This window comes from Chitinophaga sp. 180180018-3 (assembly GCF_037893185.1).
GTDB lineage: Bacteria > Bacteroidota > Bacteroidia > Chitinophagales > Chitinophagaceae > Chitinophaga.
The window spans coordinates 7,259,239-7,279,798 of sequence record NZ_CP140772.1 but is presented as its reverse complement, the minus strand read 5'-3'; the positions used below and the strand labels follow the sequence as shown (position 1 = coordinate 7,279,798).

General features: G+C 47.5%; 21 protein-coding genes. 11 read left to right on the top strand and 10 right to left on the bottom strand.

Annotated elements, in window-relative coordinates:
* Positions 1 to 60: 60 nt before the first annotated feature.
* From UNH61_RS28685 to UNH61_RS28675, 3 genes are all read right to left on the bottom strand, one after another.
* A complete protein-coding gene (locus UNH61_RS28685; protein WP_326995443.1) occupies positions 61 to 1,527 on the bottom strand; it encodes an Ig-like domain-containing protein in 1,467 nt (488 codons plus the stop codon).
* A 66-nt stretch (positions 1,528 to 1,593) separates the two neighbouring features.
* Complete coding sequence (locus UNH61_RS28680; RefSeq protein ID WP_326995442.1) at positions 1,594 to 2,127, bottom strand: hypothetical protein; 534 nt, start codon at positions 2,125 to 2,127, stop codon at positions 1,594 to 1,596.
* A 26-nt stretch (positions 2,128 to 2,153) separates the two neighbouring features.
* Complete coding sequence (locus tag UNH61_RS28675; RefSeq protein WP_326995440.1) at positions 2,154 to 2,477, bottom strand: hypothetical protein; 324 nt, start codon at positions 2,475 to 2,477, stop codon at positions 2,154 to 2,156.
* A 147-nt stretch (positions 2,478 to 2,624) separates the two neighbouring features.
* Here UNH61_RS28675 and UNH61_RS28670 point away from each other — a divergent pair, with 147 nt between their 5' ends.
* The 6 genes from UNH61_RS28670 (at position 2,625) to UNH61_RS28645 (ending at position 6,235) form a co-directional block, all read left to right on the top strand.
* Positions 2,625 to 3,125 (top strand): GNAT family N-acetyltransferase, encoded by a 501-nt coding sequence (locus tag UNH61_RS28670; RefSeq protein ID WP_326995439.1) that lies wholly within the window; start codon positions 2,625 to 2,627, stop codon positions 3,123 to 3,125.
* Between the two features lie 140 nt (positions 3,126 to 3,265).
* Complete coding sequence (locus UNH61_RS28665) at positions 3,266 to 3,745, top strand: sigma-70 family RNA polymerase sigma factor (RefSeq protein WP_326995438.1); 480 nt, start codon at positions 3,266 to 3,268, stop codon at positions 3,743 to 3,745.
* Positions 3,736 to 4,209 carry a hypothetical protein gene (locus UNH61_RS28660; RefSeq protein WP_326995437.1) on the top strand — a complete coding sequence of 158 codons (474 nt, stop codon included), beginning with the start codon at positions 3,736 to 3,738 and terminating at the stop codon, positions 4,207 to 4,209. The genes UNH61_RS28665 and UNH61_RS28660 overlap by 10 nt, the downstream gene beginning before the upstream one ends.
* Before the next feature lie 126 nt (positions 4,210 to 4,335).
* Entirely contained in the window at positions 4,336 to 4,827 is a 492-nt protein-coding gene (locus UNH61_RS28655; RefSeq protein ID WP_326995436.1) for a hypothetical protein, read from the top strand.
* 119 nt (positions 4,828 to 4,946) lie between these two features.
* Positions 4,947 to 5,438, top strand: coding sequence for a hypothetical protein (locus UNH61_RS28650; protein ID WP_326995435.1), 492 nt, complete (start codon positions 4,947 to 4,949; stop codon positions 5,436 to 5,438).
* 290 nt (positions 5,439 to 5,728) lie between these two features.
* Entirely contained in the window at positions 5,729 to 6,235 is a 507-nt protein-coding gene (locus UNH61_RS28645; RefSeq protein ID WP_326995434.1) for a GNAT family N-acetyltransferase, read from the top strand.
* A gap of 20 nt (positions 6,236 to 6,255) precedes the next feature.
* Here UNH61_RS28645 and UNH61_RS28640 read toward each other — a convergent pair whose 3' ends face one another.
* The 6 genes from UNH61_RS28640 to ispG form a co-directional block, all read right to left on the bottom strand.
* Positions 6,256 to 7,149: a LysR substrate-binding domain-containing protein gene (locus UNH61_RS28640; RefSeq protein WP_326995432.1), complete on the bottom strand. Its 894-nt coding sequence runs from the start codon at positions 7,147 to 7,149 to the stop codon at positions 6,256 to 6,258.
* Between the two features lie 22 nt (positions 7,150 to 7,171).
* Positions 7,172 to 8,089, bottom strand: a complete 918-nt coding sequence (locus tag UNH61_RS28635; RefSeq protein ID WP_326995430.1) for a substrate-binding domain-containing protein — start codon at positions 8,087 to 8,089, stop codon at positions 7,172 to 7,174.
* Between the two features lie 78 nt (positions 8,090 to 8,167).
* Positions 8,168 to 8,587: a DsrE family protein gene (locus UNH61_RS28630; protein WP_326995429.1), complete on the bottom strand. Its 420-nt coding sequence runs from the start codon at positions 8,585 to 8,587 to the stop codon at positions 8,168 to 8,170.
* Positions 8,588 to 8,608: 21 nt separating this feature from the next.
* Positions 8,609 to 9,607, bottom strand: coding sequence for a c-type cytochrome (locus tag UNH61_RS28625; protein WP_326995428.1), 999 nt, complete (start codon positions 9,605 to 9,607; stop codon positions 8,609 to 8,611).
* Between the two features lie 232 nt (positions 9,608 to 9,839).
* A complete protein-coding gene (locus UNH61_RS28620) occupies positions 9,840 to 10,199 on the bottom strand; it encodes a hypothetical protein (protein WP_326995427.1) in 360 nt (119 codons plus the stop codon).
* 82 nt (positions 10,200 to 10,281) lie between these two features.
* Positions 10,282 to 12,243, bottom strand: a complete 1,962-nt coding sequence (gene ispG, locus UNH61_RS28615) for a (E)-4-hydroxy-3-methylbut-2-enyl-diphosphate synthase (protein ID WP_326995426.1) — start codon at positions 12,241 to 12,243, stop codon at positions 10,282 to 10,284.
* Between the two features lie 141 nt (positions 12,244 to 12,384).
* Between ispG and UNH61_RS28610 the strand changes: the two genes are divergently transcribed.
* From UNH61_RS28610 to UNH61_RS28590, 5 genes are all read left to right on the top strand, one after another.
* Positions 12,385 to 13,248, top strand: coding sequence for a helix-turn-helix domain-containing protein (locus UNH61_RS28610; RefSeq protein ID WP_326995425.1), 864 nt, complete (start codon positions 12,385 to 12,387; stop codon positions 13,246 to 13,248).
* Between the two features lie 117 nt (positions 13,249 to 13,365).
* On the top strand, positions 13,366 to 14,781 hold the full coding sequence (locus tag UNH61_RS28605; RefSeq protein ID WP_326995424.1) for a TolC family protein: 1,416 nt from the start codon (positions 13,366 to 13,368) through the stop codon (positions 14,779 to 14,781).
* Positions 14,782 to 14,850: 69 nt separating this feature from the next.
* The gene (locus UNH61_RS28600; RefSeq protein WP_326995423.1) at positions 14,851 to 18,102 is read left to right on the top strand and encodes an efflux RND transporter permease subunit; all 3,252 of its coding nucleotides are present in this window, start codon (positions 14,851 to 14,853) and stop codon (positions 18,100 to 18,102) included.
* A gap of 23 nt (positions 18,103 to 18,125) precedes the next feature.
* Positions 18,126 to 19,274 carry an efflux RND transporter periplasmic adaptor subunit gene (locus tag UNH61_RS28595; RefSeq protein ID WP_326995422.1) on the top strand — a complete coding sequence of 383 codons (1,149 nt, stop codon included), beginning with the start codon at positions 18,126 to 18,128 and terminating at the stop codon, positions 19,272 to 19,274.
* 291 nt (positions 19,275 to 19,565) lie between these two features.
* Positions 19,566 to 19,703 (top strand): hypothetical protein, encoded by a 138-nt coding sequence (locus UNH61_RS28590; protein WP_339070469.1) that lies wholly within the window; start codon positions 19,566 to 19,568, stop codon positions 19,701 to 19,703.
* A 55-nt stretch (positions 19,704 to 19,758) separates the two neighbouring features.
* On the opposite strand, the gene UNH61_RS28585 is transcribed toward UNH61_RS28590, so the two are convergent.
* Positions 19,759 to 20,556 carry a tetratricopeptide repeat protein gene (locus UNH61_RS28585; protein ID WP_326995420.1) on the bottom strand — a complete coding sequence of 266 codons (798 nt, stop codon included), beginning with the start codon at positions 20,554 to 20,556 and terminating at the stop codon, positions 19,759 to 19,761.
* Positions 20,557 to 20,560 lie beyond the last annotated feature (4 nt).

Sequence of the window (20,560 nt, the reverse complement as noted above, 5' to 3'; positions counted from 1 at the left end):
GGCAAAGTTAGGAATATTGCAGCGGAGGAAACAGCAGCTGTACTTTTCCTCCGCCATTGTTTATATGCTGAGCTTCTTGGGCACCGTCCAGTAGGCTTTCAGATTTACTTTCTCCAGCGAAATAACCCGTTCCGGTTGTCGTTTAGGCGTTTTATAGTACACCCCGCGATCCCATTTGCCATTGCCGTTGGTATCCAGCAACAGCCGTATTTCATACTCTCCGGGGGTAATAAACCGCTGGCTCCATTTACCGTTTACAACGGTGCCTGAATATTTAACGGTTTTATCCTGTACCAGCTGTACTACATAGTGCATGGCACTGTCGTTGATGGCAGCCTTGGCACTGTCGCTGATATTCAGTTCCGTGACCGTAAAAATGGCATAGTCTGCCACCTTCTTTGTCCGGAAATTAATGGTGTCAGGCTTCAGCAGCTGCTGCCCCGAGGTATCGGTGGCCGCATCTTTCGGAATAATAAAGCGATAAGGAGTACCTTCCTTCCACGTATGACTGATCGTTAGTTGTGTATGTGTGGAGTCCATAGTACTGGTGAAGTCTACCGGCGTATAGGCACTGTCTTCTCCCAGTATCGTCCTTAAACTGTCCAGGTTTCTCAGCGGCAGAGAGAAGGTGATTTTCAGGGGAGCCGGCAGTTCCTGCATTCCTCCGTCGAGAGCGGCCGTAGCGGCCAGCTTTGGCAATTTTTTCTTTTTCTTATCCTTCTCTTCTTCCTGTTGTTGCTGGAGATCGGTGGAATCTACCGGTTCCGGAGGAGGCTTGATGGTGCTGTCGGCTTCCATGAACAGCAACATGTTTACACCGGAGAGGTTGGATTCCTTTAAGGAAATGGGCGCTTCCAGGAATGCAATCATTTCTGATGGCTGGTTATACTGAAGGTCGCGGTCTTCTTCCTTCAACGCAAAAATCTTATACACTCCCGGTGCAATATTCTTAAAGCGGAACGAGCCATCACTTTTGGTTTTGGCATAATACACCGGCTTTTCTTTTGATACTACCGAATCGCTGAGGTCACGGTACAACATCACGGCCACGTTACTGTCTACTTTCCCGTTCTCTGCATCTATCAGGTGTCCCGCAACCTGGAGGCTGTCGAGATAGTCGCCGGTAGACACAACATACTGGAAATCCTGGATAACATTGCGTTCATTGATATCCCGGATAGCATCAGCAAAGTTAAAGGTGTAGGTGGTATTGGGTTGCAGTGTATCCTTGATCTCCATGGTAACGGTATGGAGCTTGGCAGTGACTATGGGTATACGTTTCAGGGTTGGCGAAACTATCATCTTATCGTTCACATTATCGAGTTCCACATACTCATCGAATATGAATGATACTTTTTTGCTTTTGAAATGCAGGGTGGAGTCGCCCGGTGTCACCTGCAATAATACGGGAGGCAGGCTATCCCTCGGGCCACCGCTGGGTGGAACAATATTGGCACACCTCGTAAATAAAATGGAAACGCTTATAACCATCAGCCAGAAAACCCAGCCCCTGAAATATTGATTCATTTAACGAAGATAAAGGGAAAAGAAGAAATCCCGATGCGATGGTTATGGAAAAGATGCGTGTTCCGTTTACTGGCGGGTGGTTAGCGTACTGCTTAACTGGTCGCCGGTATACAGTTTGAAGGTGCTCTTCCCTGTTTTCGGAACAGCGCCTATCCACAATGGAACAATCGAATAGGAGGCTTTGTCGGGGTTGGCAACTGCTGCGAAATGCATCTCTGCATTATTATTACTATCATCCGAAGTAGCAGAGGCCAGCTGGATCTGTGTACCATAATAGGTAGCGGGCATGGTGGCGGCTACAACGATCTGTGTACCGAAATCCGGTTGGTCGATGGTGTTATTCATGGTTTTAGCCACCCCAAACAGACTGTCGAATGACGCCTGATTGTCGATCAGCCAGAAAGTAAGGCTGTCGCTCACTTTAATAGTGTTTTTCAGAAAGTAACCGGAGAGGGGCTTTACTTCCAGCTGGCTGCTGTTGTCGGCTTTAACTGCCAGGCTGGTATCGGTATTGGAGTCAGTGTTATTTTTTTTCCCGTTATTGGCACAGGAAACGGTGGCCAGGGTGCAAACAGCAAGAAGAGTAGTTTTGAATTGCATGAGCGATTTGTTTTTGTTACATAACATTATTTGCCGGGAATAGTTTTACGGGAGATGGGAATAAGCAGGGTAATATTACCCACCGAATGTTTCCCGGTGCCACTCATCCAGGCAGTGCTCGTCTTTTGTGTGTAGGCGAGTGTAAAGCGCCTTATAACAATACCGATGCCATAGTCCATTCCGATAGAAAAATGGTGCATTTTCGATTGCCTGTTAGCTTCCAGTTCCTGGAAATTGGTATCTCTCGATTTAAAGATTCCTCCCTGAAGCAAAGCATTGTATCCCATGAAGGTAGTATCGGTGAATGTCTTCATCGGCAGAACAGTGTTCCGGTTGGTGAGGAAGGACATAAACTGGCAATTTTCTCGGAAATTATCGTGCAATAAAAAAAATCACAGTGAGCTGCCTCATCATGTAATTTTACATACCTGAGCACGCCCGGCTTATAATAGGTAAATATCGGAGTTTGTTGAACAGGCCCTTGTTAAATAACGCTTATGGATACACTGAATTACAGGGAAGCATCAAAAGGAGATACGGAGGCGATACGGGATCTGTCGCTCCGCAGTTATGATCAGTTTGCAGCGGTATTGGAGCCGGAGCATTGGGAAAAAATGAACCAGGCAATGAGCAATATGGAAGCCCTGGCTACGTTAATGTCATCAGCCATCACCTTTGTTTGTGAGACCCGGGAAACGCTGGCGGGGGTAATTTTCCTGGTACCTTCCGGTAACCCTACAGATGTTTATCCGGCCGATTGGGCTTACATACGCCGGCTGGCAGTAGCCCCTGCTCAGAGAGGAAGGGGGATAGGCCGGCAGTTGACGGAGATGTGCATTAACAGGGCCCGTTCCGGTGGCGAGAAGATATTGGGGTTACATACCAGCACAATGATGCCGGATGCCAGGCATATCTATTCAAAGCTGGGATTCGGTCTTGTACAGGAGTTAGGCCCTATGCTGGGCCAGCAGTACTGGCTTTACCGGATGGACCTCTGATAATGTTGTCCGTTTTAGCTGTGCCTGTGGATAAATCGCACGGGCTGGGATGAGCTACACATCGTTAAATTCTCTATATTAGCGATCTAAAATCCGGTACAATTTCTTTGCGGCGCGACTTGGCACATATAAATGAGCAGATGCTTATTGAGTGGTTAGCAACAGGGGATCAGGCAGCAAAGGAGTTGTTGTACGACCGCTACGCAGGAGCCCTTTATAATGTAGTGCTCCAGCTGATTCCGCAAAGCGACCGGGCAAATGATATAATAGTAAGAGTCTTTATCTGGGCTTTTCATCATATCGGGACATTTCGTTCATCAGGCTATCATACGTTATTCGCCTGGCTGATGCGTAAAACAAGAGAATTGGCTATCCAGGAAGCCCTGCCGGCCCCCATCTCAACCGGCTCGGAATTGATGAAACCAAAAGAAGGAATGATGGAGCAGTTTTACCTGAAACTGCCCACAGAACAGCAGCAAGTGTTCCGCTTGATTTTTTTTAACGGCTTAACAATAGCAACGATAGCCCGGATCCTGGCGCAGCCGGAAGGGCAAGTAAATGAAACCCTGGGGGATGCTATGAGATCTTTCAGACAATTCCTAAAAGAAAATTGGAGTTAAAATTTTACATAGAGAGTGGTATCATTGAGTCTTTCGTGCTGGGCCTTGCCACAGACGAGGAGGTGGCGGAGCTGCAACATCTCAGAAGACTATACCCCGAACTTGATACCGAAGTAGAACATGTAGAGCGCCGTCTGGAAAGAGCTGCGTTTGATGAGGCCGTTATGCCCCCTGTAGAGATACGGAGCCGGGTACTACAGAAAATACGCTGGGATCAGCAGGGACGCGCTTATGCCGACCCGGGATCCAATTACACCTTTATTAACATTCAACCCAAGGATGGTGATCATATCACCGTACACAAATGGTGGAAGATCTTCTTTATTATCTTCTTTATTATGTCTAAAGTGTTCCTTTTTCTGGCGATCTTTTACTACCTCAAATATCGCCAGTCCCAGGAACAGCACAGTGATCGCTTCCTCTATCACACCCAGGCCAGTGAAACAACCGTTCATTGGTCATAATTTTTAAGGGAGATTGCCGTTATTTTACAGATTTGTGAGAATCCAACCAACCGTATTTAAACGTATCTATAGACATATGATTTATTGATCATATTTGTATCGTGGTTTTTTGTTAAACATGTGTTTTTGAATATCAGCGATTACATAGAAAGCGGCATTATTGAGCGTTACCTCCTGGGCCTGGCCACTTCGGCGCAGGAAGAGGAATTATTATACCTCCGGAGGATATACCCGCTGCTTGATGTGGAGATCACTGCTACCGAACTGAGGTTTGAAGAAAAACTGCTGGAGGAAGGGGTGCCACCTCCTGAGAAAATTAAAACTACTATCCTGCACAAGATCAATACTGATCATGAATGGCAGGATCATACCTGGAGAGGGTATAACGCCTATGAACAAACGAACAGGACTACCGGCTATATACCGCTCGAGCCCTTCTGGAACCGCCGTATTACTGTAAGTATCTGGTGGCGTTGTGCGTTTCTGGCGATGGCTGTACTAACTATGGCCCTGGCTGCAAGTACGTGGCATTTTTATCAACGGGCCACACAGCTGGAAGATGTATTGATAAAATTAAAAGTCTCTTCCATGACTACTCCCGTTCAGAATACACATTAACCATTTGGTACGTTTATTGCAAATGCTGAACTTGCTGCCGTATTCTGGCCTGTTATAGAACCTTATCCGGTAACTGCGTGTTGAATACATTGGCAATTAAACACACAAATTCTTTTCTCATGAAAAAATTCTCTTTTGCAGCATTATTGATGGCAATAGTAGCCGTTTTTGCTTCATCATGTTCCCCCAAGCAAGGTGTAACACAGGACATTACAAAAAGCTCAGTGAGAGGTAACTGGGTATTGACAGATATCAAATACGAAGGCATTCCTGATAATGCAAAAGTGACTGTATTTGATGAGGCCAATGCAAAATGCTTCATCGGTAGTACCTGGACACTGCCGGATAACTTTGCAGGAGGTTCATATACACTGACGGCTACCGATAATGGCTGTAATCCTGCTACACAAAAAATCGCCTGGTCACTGACCAAACAGGGTGGTGTTACCATGTTCGGATTCAAGAAATTATTCACCGGCGATAAGGCTAAAAATGTAACCACAGGTTACAGAATGGAAGTAACCGGCGCTGGTAGCGTGATGACCTGGAGGGCAAATGTGAATTTTGAAAACAATAATGCTGCTATTATCTATACATTACAACGTAAATAATTGGAGTCAGCATATTAATATGAGCGGGCGGAACGAATGTTATTGAATCGTTCCGCCCGCTGGCTTTAAAGGCACTCAGGTATTATCGGATATCCGGGTAGTAACCATATACCGGAACACAAACGCGCAGCATTCAAAATCCCTGATATCCAGAAAAACTTTTAAGTATTTACGGAAGATGTTGAACGCCGGAGAGTTCATGTGTTAAAACCGGGAACAACAATGGAATTGTCATTAGTCCTGGCTAGCCACCAGTAGCAGGATGTTTTATTTTTAATAACTGTTTTTTAATGTTACCCCTTCATACAGATCGTTTACTGATACACCCATGCCGTTTACCTTTGCTGACGGAAATATATCTTGGGCATCCACATGTCGGAGAGGTATTGCAGGCCCGCATTCCGGACAACTGGCCACAACAGGAACTAAAGGAACAACTTCCTCATTTTATAGAATTATTGCAGCACGATCCCGGATCATATCCGTGGATGCTTTGGATTATTATTGCTAAAGAGGAGCGTACCGTGATCGGAGATATTTGTTTCAAGGGGCAGCCCGATAAACAGGGAATAGTGGAAATTGGATATGCCCTTTTACCGGCATACCGGCGTAATGGTTATATGCGTGAAGCTGCAGCAGCGCTGGTGGAATGGGCTTTCCGGCAGCCGTTCGTCAGAAAGCTGATAGCCGAATGCGATGTTACCAATATCCCTTCAATGAAGGTATTGCAATACCTCGGGATGAAGGAGTCGGGTAGTTCTGCAGAAATGTTGTACTGGCAGTTGTTGAATAAATAACTATTGATAGTGGCTTCCTGCTACTCGGTCATATTCTGCCGGGCAAACCGGATAAAAAGCTGACAGAGTTTATCCTGCAACCCCTGCAGGTATGTAAAATGAAGTTTCCTGACGAGTTTGAAATTCTTCACAGGTAATATTCTGAATTCACCCAGCTCCAGTTCCCGCTGTATTGCCTGCAGGGATATAAACGCTGCGCAGGGGGAGTGATGAAGGTAAGATTTGATGCTTTCCGTACTACCCATATACATGGCTACGTTCAGGTCGGTGATTTTTAGTTTGAGGCGTTTGAGCTCCTCAGTGATCACTTCCAGGGTACCGGAACCATGTTCACGCATCAGTAATGGAATGGTTTTGAGCTCCGCTGGTGTTAACGGCTCCCCATTCCCGTATTGATGTTTCATATTCCCCACCAGCACGATTTCATCTTTGGCAAATTCGATGTACTTCAGCAGCGGATTTTTGGAACTGCCTTCGATGATACCCAGCTGTATACTTTTTTCAAAGAGGGCTTGTTCTATCTGTTCCGTATTCCCGTTTGTCAGTGATGTTTTAACATCCGGATAGCGCTGGTTGAATTTGGCCAGCAGCGGAGGAATCAGGTATTGTGCAATGGTGGTGCTGGCGCCTATTGGCAACAGCCCACCCTGCATATGTTTTAGCTGATTGATGTCATACTCCAGGTTGCGGTAATCTGTGAAGATGATTTCCGCGTGGTGCATGACCAGTAATCCGGCTCTCGTTAATTTGATCTTATTGCCGATCCGTTCGAACAGCGCCATTCCCAGCTGTTGCTCCAGTTCATGTATGTGTTTGGTCACAGCCGGCTGGGAGATGTATAATTCCTCTGCGGCTTTGGTAAAGCTTAGGCGCCTGGCCACGGTATGAAATACCTTGAGTCTGAAATCGAACATGCATTAAAAATACAAAAATACCTTACATCTCTGGTGGCGTAAAGCCAAAGTGCCTGTAAATGCCCTGGCCCTGTGGCCCTGTCAGGAAGGTCATAAAGTCGAGCGCTGCCTGAGGATGCGGTGCACTTTTCAGGATCCCCGCCCAATAGGATGCTTTGATATTATCCTTTTCCGGCACCGGCACCAGGCTAACAGGATGCCCGGCCAGTTGCTGATAGTACGCCTCTGTGTACCACACAGGCCCTGCATCAGACTGCCCGTACAGGATACGCATGGGTGTTTCGCGGTGGTGTATCTGGGTCAGGTAGGTAGTGCCAGCGGTCACTTTTTCCTTCATGATTTTTTGCTGCAGTTTATTACCGCCGGCCTTTATATAGGCTTCTTCAATGCGTTTGCCTATCCCTTCCCAGGCGGGATTGGGCATGCTTATTCTTACGTCTTTACGCGCCAGATCGGCCAGGGAATGAACTTTCTTAGGATTGTTCCGGGGTACCATTATCGCCAGGGTGTTGCCGGCATAGTTCTTCACCACGGAGAAGCTGTCGCGCAGCTGATCGATCCGGTTCTTGCCTGCTGTATAAATATCCGGCCGGTGGCTGATCCGCAGGTTGCCCATTACCAGCGAGCCGCTTAGTATCTGTTTCGCCAGAATGCCTGGTGGCAGCGTTTCTGCAAATACACGCTGGTATTGCGGATATGCCTTCTTAAAATCGCCGATAAGAGAATCGATCACCATGAATTGATTGCCGGCAAAGAATATTACAAGCTGAGGATCTGTGATATCGCCGTACAGGTCGGGGGCATTGTCTATGCCATACACAGTAAAGGATACGCCTGCTGCGGGAGGTGTGTTCCAGGGAGGATCAAAGCGGTGTTCCTGGGCGTGTAACACTCCGGCCAACAGCAACAGCGCCGCCAGCATTTTTGTAAAGTATTTCATTATTGATTGATTTAAATGAATGAGGGAGGTATTTCAGGCTAACAGCTAATGGTTAGCCTGAACGAGATGTATTCCGGGTTAAGGATGAACATACACCCAGCCTTCGGATTGTTTGATGATCAGTTCTCCATTACCGCTGGGAGTGTAATTGATGAACGGGAACAGCTCTTCTTTGGAGATATTCCGTTCCCGCAGCGTGTTTTCGCATTCCAGGAGGATAACTCCTTTCGTCTGCAGTTCCTGCAGTAGTGATTCATATGGATGATCTTTCCTGTAAACGGTTACACCTCCACCATGCGCTACGAGTTCAATGGTCACTTTATCGTGCAAACGGGGATCTTCCAATGCATTCTTGATATTGCGAAGGGTACTACGGATCGTTTTGTCGTCATCGCTGTTCAGCTGATAAACAGCTTTATACCTGGGTTTGCGCTGGCTCATTGCATACTGTGTGCCCAGAAGGCAGATGAGGCTTAGTAGCAGCAGTGTTTTTTTCATGGTTGTTTATTTGTTTAACGATTATTGTTGCATGGGTTTGAATGGCCCGTATTTATGTTGTTGCTCTGAAAACGCATCTGCATAAGGCCCGAAAGGAAAATCAACGGGTTTCTTTTTCAGGGTTTTCCAGTCGGCCGACTGATCTTTATGCGGGCGTGGCTGTGAATTGATAAACGCAGCAACATCCCAGGCTTCTTCGTCGCTCAGCTGAGGTGCGGTATAATCAACGCCGAAGGGCATATTGTATTTTACGTAACCTGCAAAGTTCGATAGCCGGTAAAGGCCTGCGCCATCATTATAGCTATGTTCGCCCCATAGCGGCGGATAAGTATATGCGACGCCATCGGCCTGTTGAACGCCTTCACCATTGGCGCCATGGCAGCTCTGGCATTTTTGCGTATATATTTTTGCCCCCTTCGCAGGGTCGGCAGCACGGTTCAGGTAGGCTGGCTTCCGGATGCCACTGCCTTCCGGTTGCTGATCGCGATGTACATCGCTTCCCACCCATTCGATATAATGGCGGATAGCGGTCATTTCCCGGCCGTTGCTGTCGGGCGCCTCCCCATTCAGGCTGCGTTCAAAGCAGTCGCTGATCCGCTTGTTCAGGGTTTCAATGCTGTTAGACCGGCTTCTGAATTTAGGATAAGAAACAGCGGTGGCGCTGTAGTTGTTCCCGAATGGCTTGGTACCGGCCTGCAGATGACAGTTCTGACAATTCATTCCATTGGTGATTTGCATAACGCTGCCCTTAGGGCCCAGGAAACGGGCGGTTTCTCTGACAAGCATCTGACCGTAGAGGATAGATATCCCGTTTTCACCGGCCGGAATGCTGGCCATGGATGGTGGCTGCCACGCAGCGGGAGAATTTGGTATGGCTGCATCTTTAGCCAGGGACTTGCCGGACAAAGTGCGCGCAAAAATGAAAAAGGTCTCAATACCGACTATCAGTATTAACATCATCAGGCATACAAGAACGCCGGATAGTATCCGTTTATAACGTTGGATGTTGTTGGTTCCCATTACAATTACAGGTTGGTGGATTACATTGCAAATGTAGCTGCCCACCAGAGTTCAGTCAAATAACTAATAACTATTAGTGATAACTTTTAGTTATTAAAAACGGGTGAATTCATACGTGCGAAGCGATAAAAATAGCAAAAATGGCCTGAAAAGGAAGGAGTAGTATATAAAAAAGAAGGCTGTATCCGATAAGGATACAGCCTTCTTTTTTAAGAATCTGTTTACAGACAGGTTAGGATTTGGCTTTCTTCTTACCTGCGTTTTTATTGTTTGCTTTGTAGCGCATGTCCGGAGTACCGTCTTTTTTCAGTGGTCCGGCAGGAGCTGCAGTAGCACCTTTGTTTTCTTTGAAACGTTTGTCAGGAGTACCGTCTTTTTTCAGATGGTCGGCTTTCTGCTCGGTTTTAGCGGCTGCGGTAGCAGCGGGAGCGGCAGCAGCTTTTTCTGTTTTTTCTACTTTGTGCTCAGCTTTAGCCTTCGCAGTTTTTACTTCTTTTTTGGCAGCAGTTGCAGGTGCAGCCGCGGGTGCTTGTGCCATAGCTACGGTCATTCCCATGAACATGGCTAACAATCCGGTGAGGAGCTTTTTCATATCAAATATGTTTTATTGAAATTTAAGCCTTTTTCTTCATTACTGCAACCTGCTGACCCCGTTTTTAAGGAATATTTAAGCATTAGTTTTTGTCTACCCACATGCCGTTTTCACGGATGAGGTTGATCAGTTCGTTCACGGCAACGTCACTGTTTAAGCCACGTTTCACGATTTCCTTACCTCTGTAGAGCGTTATTTTGCCTACACCACTGCCCACATAGCCAAAATCAGCATCTGCCATTTCCCCCGGACCGTTTACGATACAGCCCATAATGGCGATTTTTACGCCCTTGAGATGGTGGGTCACGGCACGGATCCTTGCGGTGGTTTCCTGCAGATCAAACAGGGTACGCCCGCACGACGGACAGGAGATATATTCTGTTTTGGAAATACGGGTTCGGGTGGCCTGCAGAATGCCGAATGCAATATTGTTAATAGCAGCTGTCTGCGCTGGCTGCTGGCCCTCGTTGCTGAGCCATAATCCATCGCCGAAGCCGTCCAGTAACAGTGCCCCTGCTTCCGTAGCATGATGGATCAGGTGTTCATCGGCAGTCTGTTGCCCGCTGATGCTATGAATAATAACAGGCACTTTGATATTTTTTTCCAGCAGCAACATGAACAGACGCCTGATCGCTGCCATGGCATTATCGCCTGTGGCAGTAGCTATCAGCACTGTATGATTGGCGGCAGCCTGCTGGGCAAGCACTTGTAACAGCGCCTGATTATCATTGGCCTCCAGGTGGTTACAGTCGAATTTTACGAAATTGATATGCCCGATCTGTTGAGCAGCTGTGGCTGCCACGAATTGGCGTGCATCAAAGCAGGGGACCAGCGTTTGTTTATCGTGTTGCTGCTGCCAGATGTCGGCATCCACTACTACCCGGAGGGTGCCTGGTAAGCCGAAGGAGGGAATCTGCCTGCCGGTGTAGATATAATCTGCTGCGGCGTCTCCTATATTCCATTTGTCGCTCGGTTCATCGTACTGGTATCCGATACCGGTCAGGTCTTCGGGGCTGATAGCCGTATAGCTGCTGTAGTCGGCCACCACTACGGGCACCTGCTTGTCGCCTGTATTTTCTACCGGAACTGTTTCCCGGCGTTTATATTCAAAGGGCGAGTAGGGGACCTGTGTCACCGGCGGAATATTCGTATGGTCGTTTCTGTTAGTATATCTCTTTACGATGTCCTTACACACGGGCAGTTCAAATTCCGGGTCCTCTGTCAGCGACACACGGATGGTATCGCCTACACCATCTTCCAGCAGTGTACCTATACCGATCGCGGATTTGATACGGCCATCTTCGCCATCGCCGGCTTCGGTTACGCCCAGGTGCAGCGGATAGCAATGGCCAAGCTCTTCCTGCATCTTTTCTACAAGCAGGCGGTAGGCCTGTACCATCACCTGCGGATTGCTGGCTTTCATACTCAGCACGATATTGCGGTAATGGAGATCTTCTGCAATGCGGAGAAACTCCATGGCGCTTTCCACCATGCCATTTGGCGTATCACCGTAGCGGCTCATAATACGATCGCTCAGGGATCCATGATTGGTACCGATGCGCATGGCAGTACCATATTCCTTGCAGATCTTTACCAGCGGCGTGAATCGCTCACGAATACGGTTTATTTCCTCGAGATATTCACTGTCGGTGTAATCTATCTGCTCAAATTTCTTTTTATCAACATAATTCCCCGGGTTCACTCTCACTTTCTCCACAATACGGGCGGCAATCTCCGCTGCATTAGGTGTAAAATGTATATCTGCTATGAGAGGTGTTGTATAACCCTGCCTGCGGAGTGCATTCCTGATAACCAGCAGATTGTCTGCCTCCTTTTTACTGGGAGCTGTGATACGCACCAGTTCGGCGCCCGCCTCAATACAACGGATGGTTTGTGCTACTGTAGCAGCTGTATCCATCGTATCGGTGGTGGTCATGGTTTGAATACGAATAGGGTTCAGGTTTCCGATGATAAGATCTCCCACCTTCACTTCCAGTGTGGAGAGGCGCTTATATGTTGTCAGCGAGTTGCAATACAGTTGCATACAATTTTTTATTTTCCTGAGGGTGCAAAGTTAGTAAACATGTGAGATTAAAAAACGTACTTAAAGCTACATTAAATTCCACGAACGGCAGTTACAGTGGAGAATAAATAAGGGATAATGGTGTATTTTTGAAACCACCTTATGTTAGTTAACAGGAGTATTGACATACCTTACCAGCAGCTGCCATTCAAGGGGCAGTTCAATGTTGCAGCACTGGGCATGTTCAGAAATGAGCTGACTGACCAGCCCCACCGCCATGATCATTTTCAGGTTATCTGGATCACAAAGGGCAAGGGCAGGCATATGGTAGACTTTGTATGGTACGAAGTGGAAGATAATATGATCTTTCTGTTACGCCCTGGCCAGGTACACCAGCTGGATTGCGAGCGGGAAGGATCTTTCCTCTATTTTACCGAGCAGTTTTACTTCACCAACAAGCACGATAAGGAAACATTGTACGATTTCACTTCCCTGTTCGATAGCTGGCATGGATACGGACCAATAAGCATTACAGCCGCCACAGGTGAATCGCTGGCCGGACTGGTAACACTCATGAGCCTCGAGAAAAGCTGTGCGCCACATTGCAGCAGCGGAATTATCAAACATTACCTGAATGCATTTCTGCTCCTGATTGAACGGGAGAAAACCCGCAATGCCGCCACCACCATGATGCCTCATACACACGATGCCAGGGTGGTACAACTTCGCCGCCTGCTCGAAGAGCATTATCGCACAGAACATCAGGTGACATTTTATGCCAATGCTTTTGCGCTGACTCCGAAAAGACTCAATGAAATCACGAAAGAATGCTCCGGCCGCACTGTAACAGAGCTGCTGCACGATCGTATTGTACTGGAAGCCAAACGCAATCTTGCTTTTAGTCATAAAAGTGTAAAGGAGATCTGCTACGAACTTGGATTCGAAGACCCCGCCTACTTCAGCCGTTTTTTTAAAAATAATACAGGTATTTCTCCACAGGACTTCCGCGATATGATGTTCAAATAGTACAAGTCAATAGTTGAATTGTCCTAACATGCTCCGATACCCCTACTCTATATTTGCGTACTTAAAATTGCCAGCCCTTACCAAACGGCTTTTTGTTTAGACGCTATAGATTAATATATGAACATCTGGAAACCGCTTTATCTGCTGGTGATTACGGCGGCCTGTAGCCCGGTAACGGTGAACAGTCAGACCCGCCCTCTTACATTGCAGGAGGCCCTGCAAACAGGATTGAAAAATTACCAGTCTATTAAGGCGAAAGAGAACTATGCCAGGGCTGCTACTGCCAACATCAGTGCGGTCAAACGGGAATACCTACCTGACCTGAACCTGAATGCACAGAATAGCTTTGGAACAGTGAACGGAGAGAATGGCCCCATGTGGGGATATAAAGGATGGACTACCGGAGCCTCCGGACCTGCATTGCCAACCCAGAACTGGAACGCAGCCTTTGGTGGTTTGTATCTTGCCAATATTAGTTGGGATGTGGTTACGTTCGGCCGCCAGCACGCCAAAGTGCAAATGGCCAAAGAACAGCTGAATACTAATCAGGCAGATCTGGAGCAGGAGAAATTTGAGCAACAGGTGCGCATCGCCAGCGCTTATCTGAACCTGCTCGCTGCGCAGCGGCTGAGAGTTTCGATGGAATCGAACCTCAGGCGGGCGTACGACCTGCGGCAGATCATCGTGACCAGGGCATTGAACGGGCTCAGTGCAGGGGTAGATAGCTCGATTGCCAATGCAGAAGTTTCCAAAGCGAAACTGACTTTGGTAGACGCGGTAAATTATGAAAACGTACAAAGCAATAAGTTATCAGAAATGATGGACGTGACGCCGCAGGAGTTTGTGCTGGACACCACCTTCATTACCAAGATTCCGAACCAGCTGCTGGAAACCGTCACGCCGGATGATACCACCACGCTTAAAACACAGCCGCTGCTTAGGTTGTATAACGCGAGAGTGACGCTGAGCCAGGCCAACCAACAGCTGATCAGCAAAAATGTAATGCCCCGGTTATCGTTTATGGGGGTATTGCAAACACGCGGCTCCGGCTTTGATTACGACTATGGCGCCGCCAACCTGCACAACTATAGCCAGAGCTACTGGTCAGGAGCAAAGCCACAGGTAGGCAATTATCTCCTGGGTCTGAACCTCTCCTGGACGGTGACGGATCTCTGGCGTACCCATTCGCAGGTTACCCGCCAGTACTATACAACCGAAGGATTAAAGAACGAATACAATCAAACCTACAGCCGTTTGCAGCACCAGTTACAGCTGTCGGAACAGCAGATAGAAAACGCCGTGAAGAAATACAGGGAAGCGCCTATGGGCCTGAAAGCAGCCAGCGACGCTTTTTTGCAGAAAAGCACGCTGTATGAAAATGGGTTATCCAATATCGCCGACCTGGCACAGGCGCTGTACAACATCAACCGCGCAGAAACTGACCGGGATATCGCCTACAATGGCGTATGGCAGGCAATATTGTATAAGTCGGCTACGGTAGGCGATCTGCAACTGTTTTTAAACCAGCTGTAACTGTCAGCTGCCCGTGGAAACAGTCCGGGTATGCTGAAAAAAGAATCTAACAACAGAACAAAACTTTTTATGAATCTCATAAAAACCGCATTACAAAAACCGATAGCTATCATCGTTGTGGTGGTGGGACTATTGTTTTTTGGCATTCAGGCTACGCGGGATATTAAGATAGATATCTTCCCTGACCTTAATCTGCCTGCTATCTATGTATCGCAGCCTTATGGTGGTATGTCGCCCCAGCAGATGGAGGGATTTATCGCTACCAACTACCAGAATCTTTTCCTGTATGTTACCGGTGTAAAAGATATTGAAGCGAAGAATATTCAGGGGCTTACGATGATGAAGATTACCTTCTATGAAGGCACCAACATGGCTCAGGCAGCAGCGGAGGTAACGGCTATGGCCAACCGTGCTTTTGCTTCCATGCCGGCAGGCACACAGCCGCCATTCATCATCCGTTTCGATGCTTCCACTCTGCCGATCGGACAGCTGGCGCTGAGCAGTGCCACCCGCACCAACAACGAACTGCAGGATCTGGCAATGACGATTGTACGGCCTTCTTTCAGCCGTATTGCCGGACTGACCTCTCCCGCGCCCTTTGGCGGGAACTCCCGTACCGTGGTGATACATGTGGATCCGGAGCTGATGCGGAGCCATCACCTGACCGCTGATCAGGTAGTAGTTGCCATCAAAGATAATAACCAGATATCGCCCGCCGGTAACGTGAGGATCGGAGATATTACCTATCTCACGCCGGCTAATACTGTTATCCGTACGGTAAAGGAATTTGAAAATATACCACTGGTAATGGGAGATGGCCCCACGGTGTTTGTAAAGGATGTCGCGAAAGTGGAAGATGCGGCGGATATCACCAGCAGTTATGCGGTGATCAATGGCAAGCGTTCTGTTTACCTGCCTATTATCAAAACAGCTGATGCCTCTACCTGGACTGTGGTGAACAACCTGAAGCAGGCATTGCCAAATATTCAGAAATTATTGCCGGAAGATGTAAAGATCTCTTTTGTGTTTGATCAGAGTGTGTACGTGATCAACGCAGTGAAAAGTCTTATCAGCGAAGGTGTGATAGGAGCGGTGCTCACGGCCCTGATGGTATTGTTATTCCTGGGAGATCGCAGAAGTGCATATATCGTGATCATAACCATCCCGGTATCCATCATTACCGGTGTTTTATTTCTCAAGCTGGCCGGTCAGACGATCAATATCATGACGCTCAGCGGGCTGGCACTCGCCATAGGTATCCTGGTGGATGAATCAACAGTAACAATAGAAAATATTCACCAGCATTTGGAGATGGGAAAAACCAAAGCTCAGGCAGTGTGGCATGCCTGCCAGGAGATCGCCTTTCCGAAATTGCTGATTCTGTTGTGTATTCTCGCGGTTTTTGCACCTTCGTTTACCATGAAGGGAGTGCCCCGTTCTATGTTTATGCCGCTTTCACTGGCTATCGGATTTTCCATGATCGCCTCTTATTTGCTATCTCAAACCCTGGTACCCATCCTGGCAAACTGGATGTTGAAAGCAGATAAGTTTCAACATCATGGGCATGGCGCACATCCGCATGTACATAGTGATGAACTGCATAAAACTGCCGGCTATATTGAAACAGAAATTGCAGATGAAAAGCAGCATAGTAAAACCATTTCGGGATTCGACCGGTTTAAACTGCGTTTTATCGGATGGCTGGAGTCACTGATGAAAAAAAGGAAACTGGTCATAGGCGCGTATTTCGTGGGAGTACTAGGCATAGTAGCCATCTGCATGAATATTATCGGACGCGATATCTTACCTAAACTGAATAACGGGCAATTTCAGCTGCGGTTGAAAGAGCCCACGGGAACCCGCCTGGAACGTACGGAAGCCATGCTTATTAAATCCACAGAAATACTGAAAGAGATGGTAGGTGCTAAAAACATCGATATCACTTCCTCTTTCGTGGGTACCCATCCGTCGTCTTACTCTACCAACCCTATTTACCTGTTCATGGCTACTCCGAATGAAGCCGTATTGCAAGTGAACCTGAAGGAAGACTTCAAGGTAAACATGGATGAATTTAAGGAAAAGCTGCGTAAACGTATCCATGAACAGTTGCCAGAGGTGAAGATGAGCTTTGAGCCGATTGATCTTACAGACAAGGTAATGAGCCAGGGAGCATCTACCCCCATCGAAATAGCGGTGATGGGTAAGAATCTGAAAGAAAGTTTGCCCTATGCGCAGAAGGTGCTGGCTGAGATGAAAAAGATCCCGTATCTCAGGGATGTGCAGATCAACCAGCCGATGCAATATCCTGCCATCCGTATCAATATCGATCGTGAACGCGCCGGACAGCTGGGTGTAAGTATTTCCGATATCGCTAAATCGCTGACTGCTTCTACTTCTTCGAGCAGGTTCACCGAGAAGAATAACTGGCTGGATGAAAGGAATGCTACCTCCTACTTCGTGCAGATCTCAGTGCCGGAGAATGAGATGTCGAGTATCAATGACATGGCGGCCATTCCTGTCAGCAAAGATAAGTCGCGCCCTTCCCTCGGCGATGTCGCAACATTGAAGCCGGATACGGTGGTGGGGGAATATGATCGTATCGGGGCGGTGAGAATTGTTTCCATCGGCGCTAATATTCATAGAAAAGATCTGGGTAAGGCTTCCGCAGCGGTGGCTGAAGCGATCAAACGGGCAGGTGAGCCGCCACGGGGGATCAGCGTAGAGAAACGGGGCCTGATGACGCTGCTGAATGAAACGCTGGAAAGCCTGCAATCAGGGTTGCTGGTAGCCATCATTGTAATACTGTTATTGCTGGCGGCAAACTTTCAGTCGTTCAAAGTTGCACTGGTAATAATTTCCACGATCCCGGCAGTACTTGCCGGCTCGCTGGTGATGCTGCTCCTTACAGGATCAACACTGAACCTGCAGTCGTACATGGGGATCATCATGTCTGTTGGCGTATCCGTAGCAAATGCCATCTTGCTGATCACCAACGCGGAAAAACTACGGCTGGAGAATCATAATGCCAGCAGATCCGCGCTGGAAGGCGCTTCTATTCGTCTGCGCCCGATCCTGATGACCAGTATCGCGATGGTGGCTGGTATGATACCGATGGCATCCGGACTTGGTGAAGCGGGCGATCAGACAGCGCCACTGGGCAGGGCTGTGATAGGAGGATTGATAGCGAGTACTTTTGCCTCGCTGTTTATTCTGCCACTGGTATTCTCCTGGGTACAACAACGATCATCTGTTAAATCTGTATCGCTGGATCCGGAGGATGAGAACAGTCCATATTATGTGCCTGGTGCTCAACGTTTATAGCCTTGTTTTTATCTGTAACTATTATGACTAAACGACATATCAATATCATGAACATAAATAAACACGGCCTGTCGTATCGGGTGATGACAGCTGCCGTATTGCTGCCTGCCAGTTTGTATTTCACTGCCTGCAACAGTACCCATGCAGAAGATGAAAGCGCGGTAGAAAATCACAGTGTGCAGGTGAAAGTGATTCATCTGCAGAAAAGCCAGCTGGATGCGGCGCTCAGGCTACCGGGAGAAATCAAGCCTTTCCAGTTTGCTGACCTGTATGCGAAGGTAAACAGTTATGTAAAAAAAGTGAATGTGGATCTGGGCAGCCAGGTGATGGCCGGTCAGGTGCTGGCAACACTGGAAGCGCCTGAAATGAATACCCAGCTGCTGGAGGCACAGTCGCGGTTGCATACAAAAGAGGCGATGTTCCGGGCCCGCAGAGCTACCTATGAACGCCTGCTGAAGACCAGCAGGGTGCCCGGTACCATTTCTCCGAACGACCTGGATATGGCATTTGAGAAGATGAGTGCCGACAGTGCAGAGCTGCTTTCAGCCCGCTCTTCTTACCAGGAGGTACAGCAGATGCTGGGTTACCTCGTAATCCGTGCTCCATTCAGCGGAGTGATCAGCCAGCGTAATATACATCCCGGAACCTATGTAGGGCCTGCTGGTAAAGGATCTGATAAACCATTGTTCCGGCTCGAAGAACAGCAGAAACTACGTTTATCCGTTGCCGTTCCTGAGATATATACAGAAGAAGCTCACCACGCCACCGATGTACACTTTACAGTGAAATCACTGCCGGGAGATACTTTCACTGCCCGGGTGAATCGTATAGCCGGCAGCCTGGATGTGAAACTCCGTTCGGAAACGCTGGAAATGGACGTAGCCAATAAGAATGGCCGTTTGCTGCCTGGTATGTACGCAGAGGTACAAATGCCGGTACCAGGGAAGAAAGATGTATATATCGTCCCTAAGTCCGCTATTGTCAGCAATTCAGAGAAGATCTTCGTGATTAAATCAGTCAATAATAAGGCGGTATGGGTGCCCGTGAAATGTGGAAACGAATCAGACGGGAAGGTGGAAATATTCGGTAACCTCGCTGATAATGATATGCTGGTACGGAACGGAAGTGACGAGATAAAAGAAGGAGCACAACTGGCTGTTGCCCGCCAGTAGGAAATAATGTGTGTTTAACAGTGGGAAGTAGTTTGTGGATAATAGATTAAGCAGAAAAAGAAACAGCAGTCTGGTATAAAGAAACAAAAAGCCGAAAGGATCTGTTGACTGGCCTGGATACGGTAAATGTAAAGAGTGACCTGTAGCAGGCAAACGTACTTCCCAATGAATCAGGCAATACAGCGCTTCCAGCAGTGAAGCGCTGTTGCTTTACAACACGAACGATAATTGTTACGCCGCGTAACAGTTGTAGGTTTAGGTAAAGAACCGGAATATTCCTATTCCGGTTTTTTGTTGGCTTCAGTTGTTGAGCAGCAGGCAGAGGATTCGCTGGCCGGTATTGCAGTGACTAATGGCTATTATGATCAGAATCACTTTATTAAAGCTTATAAAGGATACACCGGCGCATTACCATCTTCCGTAAAATAAAACATCCAAAAGCGGAATACCACTTTTGGATGTAATTTATCGGGAGGAATATGAATTACCAGTCTTTTTCCACAGGAACAGGTTGCCCCTTCACCTTTTTAGCTTTGTCCTGCAATTTCTTTTCTTCCTGCGACAATGCCTGCAGTAATCTGTCCGCTTCCTGCTTGCTCATCTTACTGGGCTGGGGTTCCGGTTTCTGCTGTTGTTGCTCGTCTTTGTTCTTGTCCTGGTCTTTATTCTGCTGATCTTTGTTCTGATCTTTCTTGTCTTTGTCCTGTTTGTCTTTGTTCTGATCTTTATTCTGTTGATCCTTGTTTTTGTCTTTATTCTTATCGTCCTTGTTCTTGTCTTTATTTTTGTTTTTATCCTTATTGTTTTTGTTATCATTACCGCCGCCGCCTTGTTGTTGTTTTTTCAGCATTGCCTGCGCATAGGCAAGATTATAGCGGGCGTCTTCGTCGTTGGGATTTATTTTCAGGGCCTGTTTATAGGATTTGATACTTTCTTCCCATTTTTTCCCTTCCATGAAAGTGTTACCGATATTATAATCCGCGTTGGATTTAGCGCCAGGTTTGCCATCCAGTTTCAGGCTGTTGGCGTATTGAGCGCGGGCGTCGTCGTATCGTTTCTGCTGGTAAAGGGAGTTACCAAGGTTGTAACTGCCTTCAGCTGATTTAGCATTTTGTTCGAGTGCCTTTTTGTAGTTAGCTTCTGCATCAACATACTGTTGTTTCTGATATAGTTCGTTACCCTTGCGGATATATTTATTGGAATTGCTTTGCGCAAACAGAGCAGAGCCGGAGAGCAGCGCAGCAATTGTAAAGAAGCAATATGTTATAAAACTGGTTCTCATGAGC

Coding starts and splice junctions, on each gene's coding strand:
- UNH61_RS28610 (WP_326995425.1), top strand. CDS start 12,385: ATGTTAGTTAACAGGAGTATTGACATACCTTACCAGCAGCTGCCATTC.
- UNH61_RS28635 (WP_326995430.1), bottom strand. CDS start 8,089: ATGAAATACTTTACAAAAATGCTGGCGGCGCTGTTGCTGTTGGCCGGA.
- UNH61_RS28685 (WP_326995443.1), bottom strand. CDS start 1,527: ATGAATCAATATTTCAGGGGCTGGGTTTTCTGGCTGATGGTTATAAGC.
- UNH61_RS28650 (WP_326995435.1), top strand. CDS start 4,947: ATGAAAAAATTCTCTTTTGCAGCATTATTGATGGCAATAGTAGCCGTT.
- UNH61_RS28645 (WP_326995434.1), top strand. CDS start 5,729: ATGTTACCCCTTCATACAGATCGTTTACTGATACACCCATGCCGTTTA.
- ispG (WP_326995426.1), bottom strand. CDS start 12,243: ATGCAACTGTATTGCAACTCGCTGACAACATATAAGCGCCTCTCCACA.
- UNH61_RS28620 (WP_326995427.1), bottom strand. CDS start 10,199: ATGAAAAAGCTCCTCACCGGATTGTTAGCCATGTTCATGGGAATGACC.
- UNH61_RS28665 (WP_326995438.1), top strand. CDS start 3,266: ATGCTTATTGAGTGGTTAGCAACAGGGGATCAGGCAGCAAAGGAGTTG.
- UNH61_RS28585 (WP_326995420.1), bottom strand. CDS start 20,556: ATGAGAACCAGTTTTATAACATATTGCTTCTTTACAATTGCTGCGCTG.
- UNH61_RS28630 (WP_326995429.1), bottom strand. CDS start 8,587: ATGAAAAAAACACTGCTGCTACTAAGCCTCATCTGCCTTCTGGGCACA.
- UNH61_RS28675 (WP_326995440.1), bottom strand. CDS start 2,477: ATGTCCTTCCTCACCAACCGGAACACTGTTCTGCCGATGAAGACATTC.
- UNH61_RS28605 (WP_326995424.1), top strand. CDS start 13,366: ATGAACATCTGGAAACCGCTTTATCTGCTGGTGATTACGGCGGCCTGT.
- UNH61_RS28680 (WP_326995442.1), bottom strand. CDS start 2,127: ATGCAATTCAAAACTACTCTTCTTGCTGTTTGCACCCTGGCCACCGTT.
- UNH61_RS28600 (WP_326995423.1), top strand. CDS start 14,851: ATGAATCTCATAAAAACCGCATTACAAAAACCGATAGCTATCATCGTT.
- UNH61_RS28670 (WP_326995439.1), top strand. CDS start 2,625: ATGGATACACTGAATTACAGGGAAGCATCAAAAGGAGATACGGAGGCG.
- UNH61_RS28640 (WP_326995432.1), bottom strand. CDS start 7,149: ATGTTCGATTTCAGACTCAAGGTATTTCATACCGTGGCCAGGCGCCTA.
- UNH61_RS28625 (WP_326995428.1), bottom strand. CDS start 9,607: ATGGGAACCAACAACATCCAACGTTATAAACGGATACTATCCGGCGTT.
- UNH61_RS28595 (WP_326995422.1), top strand. CDS start 18,126: ATGACTAAACGACATATCAATATCATGAACATAAATAAACACGGCCTG.